The organism is Marinobacter nanhaiticus D15-8W (assembly GCF_036511935.1).
In the GTDB taxonomy this organism is placed as follows: domain Bacteria; phylum Pseudomonadota; class Gammaproteobacteria; order Pseudomonadales; family Oleiphilaceae; genus Marinobacter_A; species Marinobacter_A nanhaiticus.
Map to the genome: position 1 here is coordinate 3,897,558 of NZ_AP028878.1, position 16,908 is coordinate 3,914,465.

18 protein-coding genes are annotated in these 16,908 nt (G+C 59.0%); 10 read left to right on the forward strand and 8 right to left on the reverse strand.

What is annotated here, in order from left to right:
- Positions 1–10: 10 nt before the first annotated feature.
- The 5 genes from RE428_RS17485 to RE428_RS17505 form a co-directional block, all read right to left on the reverse strand.
- Entirely contained in the window at positions 11–2,182 is a 2,172-nt protein-coding gene (locus tag RE428_RS17485; protein ID WP_004583230.1) for an acetyl-CoA hydrolase/transferase C-terminal domain-containing protein, read from the reverse strand.
- A gap of 186 nt (positions 2,183–2,368) precedes the next feature.
- Positions 2,369–2,683 (reverse strand): hypothetical protein, encoded by a 315-nt coding sequence (locus RE428_RS17490; RefSeq protein WP_004583231.1) that lies wholly within the window; start codon positions 2,681–2,683, stop codon positions 2,369–2,371.
- Positions 2,684–2,938: 255 nt separating this feature from the next.
- Positions 2,939–3,298 (reverse strand): hypothetical protein, encoded by a 360-nt coding sequence (locus RE428_RS17495; protein WP_205624684.1) that lies wholly within the window; start codon positions 3,296–3,298, stop codon positions 2,939–2,941.
- 12 nt (positions 3,299–3,310) lie between these two features.
- Positions 3,311–4,072: an alpha/beta fold hydrolase gene (locus tag RE428_RS17500; protein ID WP_205624685.1), complete on the reverse strand. Its 762-nt coding sequence runs from the start codon at positions 4,070–4,072 to the stop codon at positions 3,311–3,313.
- A gap of 2 nt (positions 4,073–4,074) precedes the next feature.
- Positions 4,075–5,112 (reverse strand): NADP(H)-dependent aldo-keto reductase, encoded by a 1,038-nt coding sequence (locus RE428_RS17505; protein ID WP_004583232.1) that lies wholly within the window; start codon positions 5,110–5,112, stop codon positions 4,075–4,077.
- A gap of 239 nt (positions 5,113–5,351) precedes the next feature.
- On the opposite strand from RE428_RS17505, the gene RE428_RS17510 reads away from it, so the two are divergent.
- A complete protein-coding gene (locus RE428_RS17510) occupies positions 5,352–6,551 on the forward strand; it encodes a glycosyltransferase family 4 protein (RefSeq protein ID WP_004583233.1) in 1,200 nt (399 codons plus the stop codon).
- Positions 6,520–7,080: a phosphatase PAP2 family protein gene (locus tag RE428_RS17515; protein ID WP_004583234.1), complete on the forward strand. Its 561-nt coding sequence runs from the start codon at positions 6,520–6,522 to the stop codon at positions 7,078–7,080. The genes RE428_RS17510 and RE428_RS17515 overlap by 32 nt, the downstream gene beginning before the upstream one ends.
- A gap of 42 nt (positions 7,081–7,122) precedes the next feature.
- Here the strand turns inward: RE428_RS17515 and dinB are convergent, their stop codons facing one another.
- Positions 7,123–8,187 (reverse strand): DNA polymerase IV, encoded by a 1,065-nt coding sequence (dinB, locus tag RE428_RS17520; RefSeq protein ID WP_004583235.1) that lies wholly within the window; start codon positions 8,185–8,187, stop codon positions 7,123–7,125.
- A 130-nt stretch (positions 8,188–8,317) separates the two neighbouring features.
- On the opposite strand from dinB, the gene RE428_RS17525 reads away from it, so the two are divergent.
- From RE428_RS17525 to minE, 5 genes are all read left to right on the forward strand, one after another.
- Entirely contained in the window at positions 8,318–8,605 is a 288-nt protein-coding gene (locus RE428_RS17525; RefSeq protein ID WP_004583236.1) for a DUF1244 domain-containing protein, read from the forward strand.
- Positions 8,602–9,024, forward strand: coding sequence for a HopJ type III effector protein (locus RE428_RS17530; RefSeq protein ID WP_004583237.1), 423 nt, complete (start codon positions 8,602–8,604; stop codon positions 9,022–9,024). The genes RE428_RS17525 and RE428_RS17530 overlap by 4 nt, the downstream gene beginning before the upstream one ends.
- Positions 9,024–9,800: a septum site-determining protein MinC gene (gene minC, locus RE428_RS17535; RefSeq protein ID WP_004583238.1), complete on the forward strand. Its 777-nt coding sequence runs from the start codon at positions 9,024–9,026 to the stop codon at positions 9,798–9,800. The genes RE428_RS17530 and minC overlap by 1 nt, the downstream gene beginning before the upstream one ends.
- Positions 9,801–9,952: 152 nt before the next feature.
- Positions 9,953–10,762, forward strand: a complete 810-nt coding sequence (gene minD / locus RE428_RS17540) for a septum site-determining protein MinD (protein WP_004583239.1) — start codon at positions 9,953–9,955, stop codon at positions 10,760–10,762.
- Between the two features lie 6 nt (positions 10,763–10,768).
- Positions 10,769–11,023 (forward strand): cell division topological specificity factor MinE, encoded by a 255-nt coding sequence (gene minE / locus RE428_RS17545; protein ID WP_004583240.1) that lies wholly within the window; start codon positions 10,769–10,771, stop codon positions 11,021–11,023.
- Between the two features lie 146 nt (positions 11,024–11,169).
- On the opposite strand, the gene RE428_RS17550 is transcribed toward minE, so the two are convergent.
- Complete coding sequence (locus RE428_RS17550; RefSeq protein WP_004583241.1) at positions 11,170–12,165, reverse strand: DUF2804 domain-containing protein; 996 nt, start codon at positions 12,163–12,165, stop codon at positions 11,170–11,172.
- A 299-nt stretch (positions 12,166–12,464) separates the two neighbouring features.
- Here RE428_RS17550 and RE428_RS17555 point away from each other — a divergent pair, with 299 nt between their 5' ends.
- From RE428_RS17555 to RE428_RS17565, 3 genes are all read left to right on the forward strand, one after another.
- The gene (locus RE428_RS17555; RefSeq protein WP_227500308.1) at positions 12,465–13,184 is read left to right on the forward strand and encodes an START domain-containing protein; all 720 of its coding nucleotides are present in this window, start codon (positions 12,465–12,467) and stop codon (positions 13,182–13,184) included.
- Between the two features lie 135 nt (positions 13,185–13,319).
- The gene (locus RE428_RS17560; RefSeq protein WP_004583243.1) at positions 13,320–13,808 is read left to right on the forward strand and encodes a CBS domain-containing protein; all 489 of its coding nucleotides are present in this window, start codon (positions 13,320–13,322) and stop codon (positions 13,806–13,808) included.
- A gap of 101 nt (positions 13,809–13,909) precedes the next feature.
- Complete coding sequence (locus tag RE428_RS17565) at positions 13,910–15,265, forward strand: PhoH family protein (protein ID WP_004583244.1); 1,356 nt, start codon at positions 13,910–13,912, stop codon at positions 15,263–15,265.
- Between the two features lie 529 nt (positions 15,266–15,794).
- On the opposite strand, the gene RE428_RS17570 is transcribed toward RE428_RS17565, so the two are convergent.
- Entirely contained in the window at positions 15,795–16,817 is a 1,023-nt protein-coding gene (locus tag RE428_RS17570) for an IS110 family RNA-guided transposase (protein WP_004583245.1), read from the reverse strand.
- Positions 16,818–16,908: the final 91 nt, after the last annotated feature.

Below are 16,908 nucleotides of genomic sequence, written 5' to 3' on the forward strand. Positions count from 1 at the left end.
CTATGCTTCCCTACGGGCCATGCTTGCGCAGCGCATGGACGAGCAGACGCTGATCAAGCTTATCCCGCCATTTGTCCGGGGCCTCAAGACCCATGCGCTTGAGGTAGGGCGCGACAGCGTCGTCTGCCGGGTCTTCCCTCAGGGCCTTCCAGACCGTCACCAGCTTGCCCTTGCGGGATTGGGTCGCCGCCTTGAGCGCGTTCAGAGCCTTGAGCAACGTCAGCTCTTCCCCGGTGAACTCGCAGCCAAATGGGAACTTCGGAAATGCCGTGGACTCTCCCGCCGAATCCAGCGCTGCAGTCACGGATTCTGGCGTATTGTCACGCCAGGAGGCCGGGAGCTTGAACGCGGCCGGCACCTTGCCAGCTTTCTGGGCCTGCTTCAGTAACTCAGGCTGGAAACGTGAATCGGCGATGCGGATCAGCTCCAGGTAGACGTCCTTGTCGGAACGCCCGCGTAGATCGGCGATCCCATACTCGGTAATCACGATGTCCCGCAGGTGCCGCGGGATGGTGCAATGGCCGTAACTGAAGACGATGTTGGACTTGGTTTCGCCACCGGAGTTACGGGTGGCACGCAAGGTCAGGATGGAACGCGCGCGAGGCAACTCGTGGGCCATAGCCACAAAATTGTATTGACCGCCGACGCCACTGACCACCCGGCCGTCTTCCAGGCCGTCGGAAACCACGGCGCCTTCGAGCGTGCACATCATCGCCGAGTTGATGAAGCGGCTCTCCGCGCGCTGGGCGACTTTCAGCTTCTGGTCGCCGAAACGATGGTCATAGAGATGGTTGATGAAGTTCACACTGGTCATGCAGATACGGGACGCATCCTCCGGCGACAACTGGCGTAAGGCTTCATAGAATTCCGCCGGCCCCAGATAGAACCCACCGTGGAGCACGGTGCCACCTTGCAGACGGTCGCCCAAGACCGTAGAGGCCAGTTGCTCCCGTGCTGTCTCGTTATCCAGGTCCGGCTCCAGGCTCGTCTCGTTGACCACCAGCCGGCCGCCCTTGAAGGCGACCCCGTCGCGAATGATACCGAACTGCTGCAGCCATTGGACGTCCCTGGCCCGGAGTGGCGAATCGATAAGCTCTGCCTGACGCAGGACATCAAGCGTCTCGATGCTCACCTCGGTGCCGATCCGCCCTTCGTTCACAAGGTTCTGTAGCTCCGTGTGTGGAAAGACCTCGCGGGTCAGGATCCCCGCCTTCATCAGCTGCATGAAGCCGTCGACCATCATCTCGCTGCATCCGTAGAGCCCTTCGGAAAACGGCTCGTAACCGCCCCAGGCCTGCACGACCGGGAAGCGCTGATCGATCTTCAGATGCTTGTATACCCGCTGGTACTGGTCGTTGTATTTGTGCCGCATCACCGCTGAATACACGACAGCCGCGCCCAGGGAGCCAATACCGACCTGTAGGGTGCCGCCGTCACGGATCAATGCACTGGCATAGAAGCCGATCAGGTGATCCGCCGGGCTCACTGCTTGCTGGGGTACGGGAAAGAGCGGGTAATCGTCCGCCTTGACGTCGTAGATGAGATCGAACACATGGGCCGGCACTTCGGCATCGTTGGCCAGATAAGGCAATTGACGGTTGGCCTCCCCTACGATGGCGACCGAGCGACCCGCGGCCTCACGCTCGCGCAACAACGGTATCAGGTCCAGGGACAGATCCGGATTGCAGCTCAGGCTGTAGGCTTCGCCGCTATCTTCTGGCGACACCAACTGGGCGATAACGTTGATGTCCAACGCCATCAGATCCCGCACGGCATGGGTGTAGTTGGTGCAAATGTAATTTTGCTGCTGTTGGCGATTGTTGAGAAAGCTCCCCGCCTGGAAGAAGAACTCCGAAACTTCCACATTGGGCGGCAGCTTGCCCTCCTTTACATCCCGCGCATAAGCCAACTCAGGAATATTGCCGTACATCCGCTGCACGAACTCTCCCAGGAAACGGCTCTCCAACGATGAAGACCCTTTAGGCGCCAACGGCGAGATTGCTGTAACGATATGCAGCTTCAGGTCCCGATCGCGCTGCGCACGTCGATAGAGTGCATTGACGATATGGATCGGCTTGCCCAGCCCCAGGGGCAAGCCGAGCGTTATCTCGCGACCGACACGGTCGATAATGGCATCAATACAGGCTTCGATCTGGGCATGGACGATTGGGCCATCCACCATGGTGTGACACTCCTTGTAATCGAACGTTTTTCCGGAGGTTGTCGAGTACGTTCTGGCAGGAAATAATCACATGAGAGGATGCGGGGAACAACGGCAGAGGCTAATAAAGCGGGATTCTTTGATATGCGGCAAGGCCAATATGAACGGTTTGCAGCAGCGTTCCGGAGAGGGCTGCTTGGCGGGAAATCAGAAATTCCACTTAAGGTTCAGGCAGGCCCCGTTCTGGATAAGCGCGATACCATGATCCGGCTGGGCGCCTTCGGACGCGTAACGCTGGCCGCCATCGTCGGAGTCGGAAATGCTCCAACGCAGGATACGCGAGCCCAGTTCGGCGATCGCATCGGTATCATCCTGCTCGAAATCGCCGGACATGGCGTCCTGGAGGGCGTAGATATCGGAGAATTCTTCATCACTGATGTCCACGCGCTCGGCAGCATCGGCCTTAACGACGAATGCGAGCGAATTCAGCGCTAGAAGAATAATGAAGATGCGTAAAATCATCCGAGAGAACCCAACGGCGTAACCAATGTCTTTGAATCAACCAAACTGCTTAGACATTAGTCTACGGATCGGCAGCTTGCAAAACGTGATTTAACACTCATTTCGACGGATTTTCGCCGGGCATTGATCATTATTTTGTCAATAAACAGTCAATGTATGTAACACAGTTTTGCAAGCTGACTGATTGGGTGTTACAGGCATTTGGAGAACGTTCCGGGCACCTTACCTTGTCGCGGCTTTCACACTCAAGAGGCCCTAATTCGACCGGGTCGATAGCCAGTCCGCGCTGATCCGCCAGGCATTCTCCGGGGCGGCGGCACCGGCAAAGACGCCCGCATGGCCGCCCGGCACCACGCAAAATTCCCGATCCTGCGACGCGACGATATCGAGCACCTTGTGTGCCGACGGGATACTGACAATACGGTCCGACTCGCCGGCGAACGCCAGGATGGCACAGTCGATCCGATCGAAGGTCGCCTTTTCGCCCCCCAGGCGAAGGCGCCCGCGAGCCATGTCGTTGTTCAGTGCCATATGCACGACCATGCCCTTGATGGTCTCACCCGGGTAGTCGACCATTTCGTCGAACCACTTCTGCATGGTGGTATGGACCTTCACATACTCCCGGTCCTACAGATTGACGAGCAACTCCAGGGAACTGACCAGACTGCCGACCGGATTAGTCAGCTTAAAGGCGAGGGAATTCATCCAGCCCGGGATATGGAAATAGCGCGCCGGCATGTCCAGCAAAGAAATATTGAGCGCCTGGGACACCACTTGCGCCGGGCGGTAGATTGCAGACAACACGCCGCCGGCAATGCCCATCTGGTGCATATCCACCGGACTGGCGACGGTTACCATATTGCGGATATGGCGATCCTGGGTGGCTGCTGCGTACATCAGTGACAGCAGCCCACCCATGCAGTAGGCGAAGATCGAAACATCCTGCTCGCCGCTGTCCCGGCGAACTGCATCCAGGGCCGCGGGCATCCAGTCCAGCACGTAGTTTTCGAGGGAGAGATTACTGTGATCGGCGGTGACCTCCCCCCAGTCGATCAGGTAGACGTCAAAGCCACGGGCCAAGAGGTAGCGTACGACCGAACGTTGCGGCAGGAGATCGAAAATCATCGACGTCGCGGCCAACGGCGGCACCAGGACGACCGGTATCCGGTGACGCTCTGGCGCCACCGACATCGGCTCCGTGCCCACGACGATTTCATCCACCGCCAGGGGGTGATAGTGGCGCACGCTCATGATGCCGTCTTCATGGACCGTATCGAAGGGCGTGCGGTTGGAGACGTTGAAGTTCTCTGAGAACAGCCGTCGCTCCACCGCGTGCACCGCGGCGGAGAGGACTTTTCCTGTGAGGCTGTCCTTTCGACGTATCTTCATGATCAGGGCGCGGGGTAGGTGAAGTCCTTGTGAATGGCCTCGATGCCTTTCAGCACGTCCTCGGACAAGGTGACTTGCGCCGAATCGATGTTCTCTCGGAGTTGCTCCATTGTCGTGGCGCCGATGATGTTGCTGGTCAGGAAATCCCGGCTGTTTACATAGGCCAGGGCCAGGTGCGTGAGCGACAGTCCATGCTGGGCTGCCAGCTCCGCGTACGCCTGGGTTGCCGCCTCAACCTGGTCGCTGCTGTAACGCTGGAAGCGCTCGAACAGCGTGAGCCGGGCACCTTGCGGGCGTTTGCCACCCAGATACTTGCCGCTGAGCACGCCAAATGCCAGGGGAGAATAGGCCAACAGGCCGACCTGCTCCCGGTGGGCAATCTCTGCCAGCCCTACCTCGAAAGAACGGTTTAGTAAGTTATACGGGTTCTGAATACTCACCATTCGCGGCCAGCCGCGCTCTTTCGCCACTTGCAGGTAACGCATGGTGCCCCAGGGCGTTTCGTTGGAGAGCCCTACGTGGCGCACCTTGCCGGCTTCAACCAGTTCGGCGAGGGCCTCCAGCGTTTCCTCGATCGGCGTCGCGGTTTCATCCGTATCGTGTCGATAACCCAACTGACCGAAAAAATTGGTGCTGCGGTCCGGCCAGTGAACCTGGTACAGATCGATATAGTCGGTCTGCAGGCGATCCAGGCTAGCGTCAACGGCCTGGTGGATGTGCTTGCGGGTCAGACGCGGGCCATCACGCAGGTAGCCCAGGCCATTGCCTGGTCCGGCCACCTTGGAGGCGATCACAAGATCATCCCTGCGGCCTCGGCGCTTGAGCCAGTTGCCCAGGCAGGTTTCCGTGGCGCCCTGTGTCTCTGCGCGCGGCGGCACGGGGTACATTTCAGCGGCATCGATGAAATTGATGCCTGCATCGACAGCGTAGTCCAGCTGTTCGAACGCTTCGGCTTCGGAGTTCTGTTCACCCCAGGTCATGGTCCCCAGGCAGATCAGACTTACCTCAAGATCGGTCTGCCCCAATTTGCGCTTCTGCATCGTCATTCCACCTTAATCCGGTCAAAACCGGTGCATTGTTCAACGGATTGTCACGGCGTTGTCGCCTAACTGTCATCTGGCATTTCCATAGTGCGGGTGTAGGAGCCGAAAGCCCGTGAACCCCAGAGTTGATAGGCTTTCGCGCCGAATATGCGCAACCAGACTCGCAGGCAGCAAAGATTAACCGCTATTGGCGGTACCATCCAGTCTGCCCGGGTCGACGTCATGACGGAGAACACTTGATCCAGCGTCAACGGCATATCGCCATCGTCACCGAGACCTTTCCTCCGGAAATCAACGGAGTGGCGAACACCCTCGGCAAACTGTGCGAGGGGTTGCGTCAGCGTGGTCATCGTTTGTCGGTGGTCCGACCAGGCCAGCGCAAGCCGGCTTCCGAGGCGGGCACTGCGGCCGTCCAGGGTCTGGCCGATCGCATGGTCGCAGTACCCGGGTTTCCGATTCCCGGCTACGCCGACCTGCAGTTCGGTCTGTCGACCAGCCGTCGACTGGCCAGGGACTGGAAGGCAAATCGTCCGGATGTGATCTATGTGGCAACCGAAGGGCCACTGGGGCTCATGGCGCTCAATGCGGCGCGCAAGCTACAGATCCCGGTCTGTTCCGGCTTTCACACCAATTTCCACAGCTACAGCCGCCATTACGGCTACGGCTTCCTGGAGCGGATGATCGTCGGCTATCTGCGCTGGTTCCATAACCGCACCCAACTCACGCTTGTACCGACGCGAAAAATGCAGAGCCGGCTTAACGGGCTCGGCATCCAGCCGGTCTCCGTGTGGAGTCGCGGCGTCGACTGCGACCGCTTCTCCCCGGGCAAACGTGATCGCGCCTTACGCGAAGGGTGGGGTGTCGGCGAAAGGGACCTGGCCGTGATCTACGTCGGCCGCTTGGCGGCGGAAAAAAACCTGCAGTTGGCGGTGACCGCTTTCGAGCGGCTGCGCAATATCCACCCACGGGCAAAGTTCATCCTGGTCGGCGATGGCCCCATGGGCAAGAAGCTGCGGGATCGCCACAAGGACTACATCTTCTGCGGCATGCAGCGTGGCAACGATTTAGCCCGCCACTACGCTTCTGCCGACCTGTTCCTGTTCCCCAGCAAGACCGAGACTTTCGGCAATGTGGTGACCGAAGCGATGGCCAGCGGCCTGGCGTTGGTAGCCTTCGATGACGGCGCCGCCAGCGAGCACATCCGTAGCGAAGCCAACGGGATCAAGGTACCGCTGGATGATCACGGCGGCTTTGTCGATGCCACCCTGCGCCTGGCCGATCAACCATCCCTGGTCAGCCACCTGCGCAGCCAGGCCAGACTGGACGCCCTGGATATCCATTGGCCCAGCCTGATCGAGCAGTTCGAGAACATCGTGTTCAATCTCCAATACAGGGAGACCCGTCATGCCGGCAAGCAAAGCGTCTCGATTCTTTGAACGGGTGGACCAGCGGGAATTCCTGCTGTGCCAGGTCATCAACGGCTACCTGCGGTATCGCTTCGTACTGCCCTACTTCCGGGTGGTCAGCCGGTTAGGTGATGGCTGGTTCTGGTATGCGCTGATCCTCGCCCTGCCCATCCTGCAGCCGGAGAACGGCCTCGCCCTGGCACTGCTGATGGCGGCCACCGGACTGGTATGCACCCTGACCTATAAAGGCCTGAAGAAAACCCTGATCCGCGAGCGACCGTTCATCTCCTTCCCGGATATCCACTGTGGGACACCCCCACTGGACCAGTACAGCTTCCCGTCCGGTCATACCCTGCACGCAGTCTGCTTCAACACGTTGCTGGCTTTCACTGCACCTGAACTTGCGTTGATCATCCTGCCTTTTACGGTAAGCGTGGCCCTTTCCCGTGTCGTACTGGGACTGCACTACCCCAGCGATGTGGCCGCCGGCGCGATAATCGGTGGAAGCATGGGCACGCTCGCAACCTACACCCTGCCCGGCTTTATGATCTTCGCGTGAAGCCAGCGCGATGAAAGACGGGTTTTAAGGGTCCCTGGCCCTCTACTCGAAAAGACGCAGCTGCTGCGTCGGCGCTTCCTCTTCGCGGAAACGCACCCCCAGCCCCAGCAGGCGAACCGGCCGACTGGCGTCGGTATACAGGGCCTCCACCAGAGGTTGAAAATCCTCCACTCCCGGGACCTCGATATTCTCCCTGACCCGCTCCAGGGTATGGGTGGAGAAGTCGCTGTAGCGGATTTTCACGAACAGCTTGTGGATTGGTTTGCGTTCGGCCTTGCGCTCCAGGCGCCGCTCGAGATCCTCCACCAGCTTTTCCATGACACGATAGCAAGCCTCACGGTTGGGCAGATCCTCGGAGAACGTTCGCTCCACCGAGACCGACTTGGCGATCCGGGTGATGACCACTGGTCGATTGTCTTCGCCGCGGGCCATATGGAACAGGCGCGCGCCGTGGCGGCCGAACCGGTCGACCAACTGATCCTGGGTAAACCCCTGGAGCTCGCCGCAGGTCGTGGCGCCCATAGCGTGGAGTTTGCCCGCCGTCACCTTGCCGACACCGAACAGCTTTTCCACCGGGAGTGTCATGACAAAATCGGCCACGTCTTCCGGGCGAATCACGAACAGGCCGTCGGGCTTCTGCCAGTCGCTGGCAATCTTGGCGAGGAACTTGTTGGGCGCGACACCGGCAGACACGGTGATACCGACCTCGTCATGTACCCTCTGGCGCAGGTAGCGCGCCATCAGCGTGGCGCTGCCATGGTGTTCGCTCACGTCGGTCACGTCGAGAAAGGCTTCGTCCAGGGACAGCGGCTCAAGGCGATCCGTCAGTTCGCGAAAGATATCCATGACCTGGCGCGATACACGGCGGTAGCGCTGCATATCCACCGGCACCGTGACCAGATCCGGGCAGCGCCGCCTTGCTTCGGCGCCCGGCATCGCCGAGCGTATGCCATATTCCCGGGCCAGGTAGTTGCAGGTGGTCACGACACCGCGTGGACCTGCACCACCCACGGCCAGGGGAACATTACGCAGGGTAGGATCGTCACGCATTTCCACCGCGGCGTAGAAGCAGTCACAATCCAGATGAATGATTTTCCGATCGGCCATTGTCCGACTACCTGCCTGCCCTTACTGTCTGAATAGCTGCGCTGCATGGTAACTGTATATTTATACAGACTTGTATCTTACCGTCACATGCCGAGAATGTCAGGATTCAGGAACAGGAGGCCTTCGCACCATGGCTGAACCCAACGCCGACACCACCGAGATCGAAGCCGCTGCCTTTCGCAGGCTCGTCAAGCACTTGCGTGAACACACCGAGGTCCAGAACATCGACCTGATGAATCTCGCCGGTTTCTGCCGTAACTGCCTCTCGAAGTGGTACCGGGCGGAAGCAGAAGAAAGGGGCCATGATATTTCCGATGCCGACGCCAGGGAAATCATCTACGGCATGCCCTACGAGGAATGGAAAGAGAAGTACCAGACTGGGGAAAAGCAACCCCATAACAAGCCGACCCCATCATGATGGGCTTCCAGGAGGCACTACGCATTCACCTGGCTGCGCTGGACGCCGGCCGGTCCGACTTCGAGGATACACTGGCACTGATAGACCGCTTTTTTGATGCCACGCCTACCGCTTTCCGGAATGGCCCTGTCGCTAACGAACCGGACGAGAATACCGCCTCCTGTCGCATCCTGGCCCTGGGCCAACTCGCCGGGCTGAGCGAGCAGCAAACCCTCGCCTGTTTCGGCCGCCATTACCATACCGTAATTGATGACCCAGCCGGCACTGGACATGCCAATATTCGGCAATTCATGAGTACCGGCTGGTCCGGCGTCCGCTTCGAGGGACGGCCCCTGGTTTTCCGCGCGGCAACCGGCAATGAAGCCGTCGACGAATCGACAACAATCGACAGACCTACTGATTATGGAGAAACACGCTGATGCCGGAAGCTGACGCGATGCAGACCAGTCAATGCTTCCAGCTCAAGGGAGCCACGGTCTCCCTGACCGCCCTGGAACTGCACTTCTTTGAGCCTGCCGCCTTCGAGGAAACCCTGCGCGACAAGATCCGCCAGGCACCGGGCTTTTTCCGCGATATTCCGCTGGTTGTGAGCCTGGAAAAGTACGAAGGCCCGACCACCGAGTTGGACTTCTTTCAGCTGATCGGCATCTGCCGCCGCCATAACATCCACGTGGTTGCCGTCCGTGGTGGCGATGATGATCAGCGCCGCCTGGCCCGTAATGCCGCACTCGCCCTGCTCCCGGCGACAGCCCAGCGTGAGGCGCCGGCTCCCAAGACCGAGGCCGAGCCAGAACCCGAAACGCACCCGGAACCGGTACAGACACCCGATGTCGCACTCTCGTCATCGAACCCGGCCCCAGCGGCGGCTCGGATTGTCACCCAGCCCGTGCGCTCGGGCCAGCAGGTCTACGCGCCAGAAGGCGACCTGATTATCCTGGCGCCGGTCCAGGCAGGTGCCGAAGTACTCGCGGCCGGCAACATCCACGTATATGGCCCCCTGCGCGGCCGGGCGCTGGCTGGGGTCCACGGCATGGCGGATGCGCGCGTTTTCTGCCAGTCCCTCGAAGCAGAGCTTGTGTCGATTGCGGGACACTATAAAATTTCGGAAGATTTGCAGGAGCAAGGCTGGAAGAAAGCGGTACAGCTCCGGCTCAAGGACGATTTGCTGGTGGCAACACCACTCGACAAGACCTAAAAAAAATTTCAGGGCATTCGCTTGCTTAAGATGCCTGAGCAATCAGAGGCACATAGAAGCGATGCCTGTAGCGTAAAAGGCCTTGCCTGGCGACAGGGCCAAAATTGCACGTGTAATCATCTCTTTCACTTTCAGCAAACAGGACTGCAACCTTGGCTAGAATCATTGTCGTTACCTCAGGTAAAGGTGGTGTGGGCAAGACCACAACCAGCGCCTCGATCAGCACCGGCCTGGCCCGTCGCGGCAACAAGACCGTGGTTATCGACTTCGACGTGGGTCTGCGCAATCTGGACCTGATCATGAATTGCGAGCGTCGGGTGGTCTATGACTTCGTCAACGTGATCCAGGGCGAAGCCACGCTGAACCAGGCACTCATCAAGGACAAGCGCGTCGAAACCCTCTACATCCTGCCCGCCTCCCAAACCCGGGAAAAGGAAGCCCTGACCCGGGAAGGCGTGGAGAAGGTGCTGAACGAGTTGTCCGAAACCTTCGACTACATCGTCTGCGATTCCCCCGCGGGTATCGAGCACGGGGCGCTGATGGCGCTCTACTATGCCGACGAGGCGATCGTGGTCACCAACCCGGAAGTCTCTTCGGTGCGGGATTCCGACCGAATCCTCGGCATCCTGCAGAGCAAGTCCCGCCGCGCGGAAATGGGCCAGGATCCGGTCAAGGAACACCTGCTGCTGACCCGGTACAACCCGGGCCGGGTTGACCGTGGCGAGATGCTTTCTGTGAGCGACGTCGAGGAGATCCTGGCTATTCCGCTGCTGGGCGTCATTCCCGAATCGCAGATCGTCCTCAACGCGTCCAACCAGGGTCTGCCGGTGATACTCGAGGACGACAGCGATGCCGGTCAGGCCTACGAGGATGCGGTGGGCCGTCTGCTGGGCGAAGAGCGTGAGCACCGCTTCCTGACGGCGGAAAAGAAAGGATTTTTCTCACGCATGTTCAAGGGGTGACGCCGCATGAGTTTTCTCGATTACTTCAAGAGTAAAAAGAAGAACACGGCGAATATGGCCAAGGAGCGGCTGCAGATTATCGTAGCCCATGAGCGTGGGATGCGTGACCAGCCGGACTACCTGCCGCAACTCCAGCAGGAACTGGTCGCCGTGATCCGCAAGTATGTCCAGATCGATGACGATATGGTGCAGGTTGAGTTGGACCGAAACGACGACTGCTCGGTACTCGAACTGAACGTGACCCTGCCTGAGCACCACTAGCTCAGCGCACGCGGCAGGCGCTTGTTGCTGTGAGCCTGCCGAGTGTGTGCTGTCCGTAAGTCAAAACGCTGCCAAGGCTGAGAACGCTGTCGATGAGTAGGAATACCCTCGCCTGCTGAGAACTCTCCAGATCATCATTGAAGCCCTTACCAGCGGGCAAAGTGGTCCTCCATCAAGCCACGCATGTTTTCAATTCGAATGACCTTCCCACCGCTGTCTTTCACCGTGCCGTTGAAAGTGCCCGCGAACTGACGAAAGTTAGAGGCCAGCACCAGCATGTTGATACGCTCACGCCGCCCCCCTTCCGGTTGAAACTCGAGGTCCACATGACCGTCGGAGGTTTTGACCTGCCAGGGTGACTCCGGGTTGTAGCGGTCGAAGTCAAAGCGCGCCAGATCCAGCTTGATCCGTTCCCCGTCGATCCACAGTGTATTCTCCGTTACGCCCGTTTCGTTGACGCCGGCTGCCAGGTTCAGCCCTACAGTTTGCCCGTCACCGGTAACCCCCGCTATACAAGCCCAGTTCCAGGCGGTTTCCCGACGCATGAAACCGCAGCTCCAGTCCACAGTACCGCACAAAGAGCGGTCTATCGTGTAGGTTGCACCCGCCCAACGCAGCCCACCCTTTACCGTTAACCCGGCCGACTTGCGCGTAAAGACCCAGCCACCGTAGCCCGCGCGGCTGCATAGGCGTAGCGGCTGATTATCGCCGCTAAGCTGCAGGTCGAGCCTGATGTCTTCATCAAGGACCGATACCCGACGCCGATCATCTTCGCCTTCGATCAGGATTTCCGTTTCGCCACGTTTGAAACGACACCTGCCCTTTTCAGGAAAAGGGTCGATGTGGGTGTTTGTCGCCAAGGGGTTGAGCCAGCTCTTCTCATGGGTTTCGCCGGCTCCAAAATCATGGATATAGATAAAGGCGTTGCTGACCAGCTTCAGGTCGACCACCGCCAGGCCCATCAACCAATCCGGACCCTGTACGCTGATGAACTGGAACTGGTTGAAGGCCCAGTGCCTGAGCCACTTCGGGCGAGGCCGGTCCATGACGGAGCGTAGGTCAAAGTCCCGATAGTTGATATGGGTTATAGGCTGACCGAACTCCCCGTAGTGGGGTTGGCCTTTACTATCAATGAGTTCCATGAAGGCGTAATCCTTATTGCTCTCAACCAGCTGATCGGTTCTGTTGGCGAAGGCTTTGCTGCTTCGATCTCGATTCGTGCACTCCGCGACAACATGACTAGCGATCTGACAGAGGCCTATCAGGCCAATCCGTCCTCGATCATAACGATGCTCAAAACTGCCGCGCAGGTATCATTTCCAGCCTTGAGGCCCATGCTAGACTGCCGAGCGCAGTCGGCCTGTACGGAATACCGTTCCGCAATAAAGCGCCAGTCGAGTAAACAGTAGCGTTAGCCAAGCAAACAGAGAAGGAAGACACCTTGAGACTGTTGAACCGTAGACGTTTTTCCATGGCCCTGGCGACTCTGCTGCTCCCCTTCGACCTCACCCTGGCCGGCGCCCTCCCTGGTGACGATGCGGACTGGGAGCTGCGCAAGGAAAGCGACGATATCCGCATCTATACCACCGGTTTGCCCGGCTCCGACTTCGAAGCCTTCAAGGCCGTGGCCGATCTGGATGCATCCCTACCGCAATTGATGGCGGTCATGATCGATCCCGAATCCTGCACGGAATGGGTCCACAACTGCACGATCTCCCGCGCTTTCGGCGACGGCGATTTCAATGACCGCTATGCCTACTCGGTTAACGACATGCCCTGGCCGGTCCAGGACCGCGACTATGTGATTCGTATCCGCACCCGGGGAAACGAGGACGCTCATGTGGTGGTGATGGACCTCAACGCCATCCCCGACGCCCGCAAGGACAACGATGACTATGTCCGGGTCGAGAAGTCCGACACCCTCTACCGCTTCGAATCCCTCGGTCCCGACCAGACCCGCCTGACCTGGATTCAGCACACCGAACCCAACGGCTCGATTCCAAGCTGGTTAGTGAATTCGCTGATCGTCGATATCCCACTGGAATCCATGCGCAAGCTTGAATCCGTCGCGCAGAAGCCTCGCTATGCAGGGTACAAGCTGGTCTTCAGTCCATCCGGCGAGCTGGTCGATGTCGTAAAATCGGAGGGTGACGTCGAATAAAAGAGCGTATAAGCTCTGATGTAAGAATTCCCAACAACTGATGGGAATGCAGGCGCAGAGCGTAGGTGACGAAAGTGTCCAGATGTAGCACCTGTCGGTACACGATAAACCTGGCGTCAGAGCAGGAAAGCTAGAATGACGGTTCTCGCGCGCGAGATCATGACACCCAGTGTTAAGGCCGTACCCCAGTCCTGGACGATGGACCAGTTCACCCGGTTCCTCACCGATCACGAGATCACCGGCAGCCCTGTGAGCGACGCTGAGGGCCGCATCATCGGTATCGCCACCCTCAAGGATGTTGCCGAATTCCGCTGGTCCTCCTCGCGGCCTTCCGATGCCGAACAGCAATTAACCCCCGAGGAACAGCAGGAAGCCCGCCGTCTGCGCATGTTCATCTTCGAGGAAATGAGCAAGCTGCCGGTGGAAGTCCGCGACATCATGACGCCGATCGTTGTATCCGTGACCGAGGACACGCCGGTCCGGGAGATTGCCGATCTCATGATGGAGGAACACCTGCACCGGATTTTTGTTACCCACGAAGGAGAAGTGACTGGCATCATCACCACCTACGACATGCTGAAACTGATCTCCAACGACGACCTGGCCCGCCGCTGCCTACCATGACTGATACGGCTACACGCCCTGGCCCGCCGAAGGAGACCGATCACAACGTCCATTGCGAGGTATCGAGCCCTATGCCCTCAGAACCGCAAGAGCGGAAAAAGATGTACGTCCTCGACACCAACGTCCTGATCCATGACCCCAACGCCCTGCTCAACTTCGAAGAACACGATGTCATCATCCCCATGACTGTCCTGGAAGAGCTGGACAGCCTGAAGTCCGGCAAGCAAGCAGTCGCGGCGGACTGCCGTCAGGCGATTCGCAACATCGACAAACTGTTGGGTGACGCCAGTCCGAAGAATATCGAGCGCGGTGTTCCCATCGTACGGGCGCGTAAGGCGGAGCCGCTCGGGACCCTGTCGATCCTGATGAGCGCAGAGCACACGGGTAGTCATTCCCTTCCGGAGCATCTGAACGACAATAAGATCATCAATACCCTGGCAGCCCTACAGGCTCGTCATACGGATCGAGACATCATCCTGGTGAGCAAGGACATCAACATGCGCCTCAAGGCGCGCGGGTTCGGCGTGGAGGCCCAGGATTACCACAACGATCAGTTGCTGGACGACATCGACCTGCTCCCCAAGGGCTACCGGGAATTCAGCAATTCCTTCTGGGACAACATCGCCAAGGTGGAAACCATCCAGCGCGAAGGCGTGACCGAACATATCCTCAAGCGCGAGGGCGAACTGGCGAAACTCAACATCAACGAGTTCGTCATCGACGAGCAGGGCTTTGTCGGCAAGGTGGTAGATATCGAGGAAGAGCAGCTAGTGCTGCAGGATCTCCACCAGCAGGATCTGTTGAACAGGGAAGTCTGGGGCCTCACTCCCAGGGACATCTACCAGGCCATCGCCCTCAATCTGCTGATGGACCCGGACGTCCACCTGGTGAACCTCACGGGCTCCGCCGGCTCAGGCAAGACCATCCTGGCACTTGCCGCCTGTATTGAGCTGACCGTGGCAAGCAAGACCTACAAGCGCATCATTGCCACCCGCAGCACCCAGGGCCTGGACGAGGATATCGGCTTCCTACCCGGCACCGAGGCGGAGAAGATGGAACCCTGGCTAGGGGCAATCGTCGACAACCTGGAAGCCCTCCACGAAGACGACGAAAACATGACTGCCAGCGTGGACTACATCCTGTCCAAGGTGCCGCTACACTTCAAATCCCTGAACTACATCCGCGGACGCAGCTTCCAGCATAGCCTGATCATTATCGACGAGTCCCAGAACCTGACCCCGCACCAGATCAAGACGATCATCACCCGGGCCGGCAATGGCTCCAAGGTCATCTGCCTGGGTAACCTCGCGCAGATCGATACGCCTTACCTAAGTGGATTGAGTTCGGGTCTGACCTACATGACGGAGCGTTTCAAGAACTTCCGGCACGGGGGGCACATCCACCTTCAGGGAGTGCCGAGGTCGGCCTTGGCAGAGTTTGCGGAGGCGAATCTTTAGATAGGAAAGGCACAGAAAAGCCGGCTCGTAGAGCCGGCTTTTTATTGGTACCGAAGGCAAAACAGGGGGAAACGCAAGTCGGCTTAGGGTGAGACGAAGGACGAAGCACCTCCAACACATGTAGCCGACGCTTCAGAGGGTGTTGCAAAACTACTGCGCTCGACCATGCGGCGTTGGAAATCGACTCAAAACGCTCATTTACTATCTGTAAACTGCGCTTTTTCGCCGATTTCCGCCTTGCCTGGCCTTCGCTCGCTACGTTTTGCAACACCCTCTTCAGCTTCGGAGCAGTCCGCAGGACTGCCGGTGTTGCCGGTGTTAGAGGGGCCCTTCCGGGCCCTCATGGGTTCCGCTCATCCTCAACTCCTTATCAGCTACGCGGATCTAATAATCCAGACGCTTCAACAGTTTTCAGAGGATGTCGGCTTGGCCGCTCACCATGATCTCAGGGAGATCGCAAACCTCGGGACGAGTCTCTGCCTAAGGCAGGTGTCTCGTAGTCTGTTCTATTGTTGCCCCGCCGATCGTCTCAGGCCGGCGTATAAGCGCTGTCGCCCTTGACCATAGCCAAGGCTATGCGCGCGTTCTTGGCGGCCAGGGCCACAACCACCACATTGTGGGGCCGGCGCCGCAACAGGCCTTGCAGCCAGGCGGAGCGGGCATCCTGCTTGTCCCCTACACGCTGTAAGGCCGCTCGTGCCCCGTGAACCAGAAAGCGCCTGAGCAGACCGTTACCTGCCTTGGTGATACTTAATAAGCGCTCCTTGTCGCCGCTGGAATGCTGGCGTGGCGTTAGCCCCAGATACGCGGCGAAGTCGCGACCGCAACGGAAGGGCTTGGCATCGCCGATGAGCGCCCGTAGCAAGGTGGCCGTCAGGGCCCCCACACCTTCGAGGGCTTGCAGCCGCTGGCAAACCTTATCCTGTCGGGCAACGGCCTCAATACGCCGCGTCAGACGTTCGATACGGCCTTCCAGAACCCGGTAGTCATCATAGATGTCCGCCACCGTGTCCCGCAGCAGCATTGGTAAGTCGTTCTCACCATCCTCAAGAATGTCAGGCAGCGTCTCGCGGAAACGTTTGCGGCCCAAGCCAATACTGATGCCTTGTTCCAGTAACAGCGCCCGCGTCTGGTTGATCAGGCGGGTGCGTTCCCGGATCAGACGCTCGCGGACCTGTAGCAGTCCCAACATGGCCTGTTGCTCGACCGTCTTCAGCGGCACAAAGCGCATCGAGGGCCGCTGCACCGCTTCGCAGATCGCCTCGGCATCCCGGGCATCGTTCTTCTGCCCCCGACGGAAGGGCTTAACGAAAGCCGCCTTCATGATCCGTGGCCGGTAACCCAGTTTCTCCAGCTCGCGCGCCCAGTAATGGCACGTGCCACAGGCTTCCATGCCGACCACACAATCCTCCGCGCGATCCAGGGTCGCGAACCACTGCCGCAACTGATGGCGCTTCAAGGACCGGTTCACTACGCGCTGCCCCTGCTCATCCACGCCATGGACCTGGAACGTGTTCTTTGCAATATCGAGTCCGATTACTGACACTGTCATGGGTCCCCTCCTTATAAGCTCGCAGTTGACTTGTTTGCACAATCAACCATGGCACATCGATGCCGAGGAGTGGGAGGGGACCATCCCATCA

What these genes read in the sequence shown, in the direction of transcription:
- RE428_RS17485 (WP_004583230.1), bottom strand. Translation starts at nt 2,182, where the DNA reads ATGGTGGATGGCCCAATCGTCCATGCCCAGATCGAAGCCTGTATTGAT.
- RE428_RS17490 (WP_004583231.1), bottom strand. Translation starts at nt 2,683, where the DNA reads ATGATTTTACGCATCTTCATTATTCTTCTAGCGCTGAATTCGCTCGCA.
- RE428_RS17500 (WP_205624685.1), bottom strand. Translation starts at nt 4,072, where the DNA reads ATGAAGATACGTCGAAAGGACAGCCTCACAGGAAAAGTCCTCTCCGCC.
- RE428_RS17505 (WP_004583232.1), bottom strand. Translation starts at nt 5,112, where the DNA reads ATGCAGAAGCGCAAATTGGGGCAGACCGATCTTGAGGTAAGTCTGATC.
- RE428_RS17515 (WP_004583234.1), top strand. Translation starts at nt 6,520, where the DNA reads ATGCCGGCAAGCAAAGCGTCTCGATTCTTTGAACGGGTGGACCAGCGG.
- dinB (WP_004583235.1), bottom strand. Translation starts at nt 8,187, where the DNA reads ATGGCCGATCGGAAAATCATTCATCTGGATTGTGACTGCTTCTACGCC.
- RE428_RS17525 (WP_004583236.1), top strand. Translation starts at nt 8,318, where the DNA reads ATGGCTGAACCCAACGCCGACACCACCGAGATCGAAGCCGCTGCCTTT.
- RE428_RS17530 (WP_004583237.1), top strand. Translation starts at nt 8,602, where the DNA reads ATGATGGGCTTCCAGGAGGCACTACGCATTCACCTGGCTGCGCTGGAC.
- minC (WP_004583238.1), top strand. Translation starts at nt 9,024, where the DNA reads ATGCCGGAAGCTGACGCGATGCAGACCAGTCAATGCTTCCAGCTCAAG.
- minE (WP_004583240.1), top strand. Translation starts at nt 10,769, where the DNA reads ATGAGTTTTCTCGATTACTTCAAGAGTAAAAAGAAGAACACGGCGAAT.
- RE428_RS17550 (WP_004583241.1), bottom strand. Translation starts at nt 12,165, where the DNA reads ATGGAACTCATTGATAGTAAAGGCCAACCCCACTACGGGGAGTTCGGT.
- RE428_RS17560 (WP_004583243.1), top strand. Translation starts at nt 13,320, where the DNA reads ATGACGGTTCTCGCGCGCGAGATCATGACACCCAGTGTTAAGGCCGTA.
- RE428_RS17565 (WP_004583244.1), top strand. Translation starts at nt 13,910, where the DNA reads ATGTACGTCCTCGACACCAACGTCCTGATCCATGACCCCAACGCCCTG.
- RE428_RS17570 (WP_004583245.1), bottom strand. Translation starts at nt 16,817, where the DNA reads ATGACAGTGTCAGTAATCGGACTCGATATTGCAAAGAACACGTTCCAG.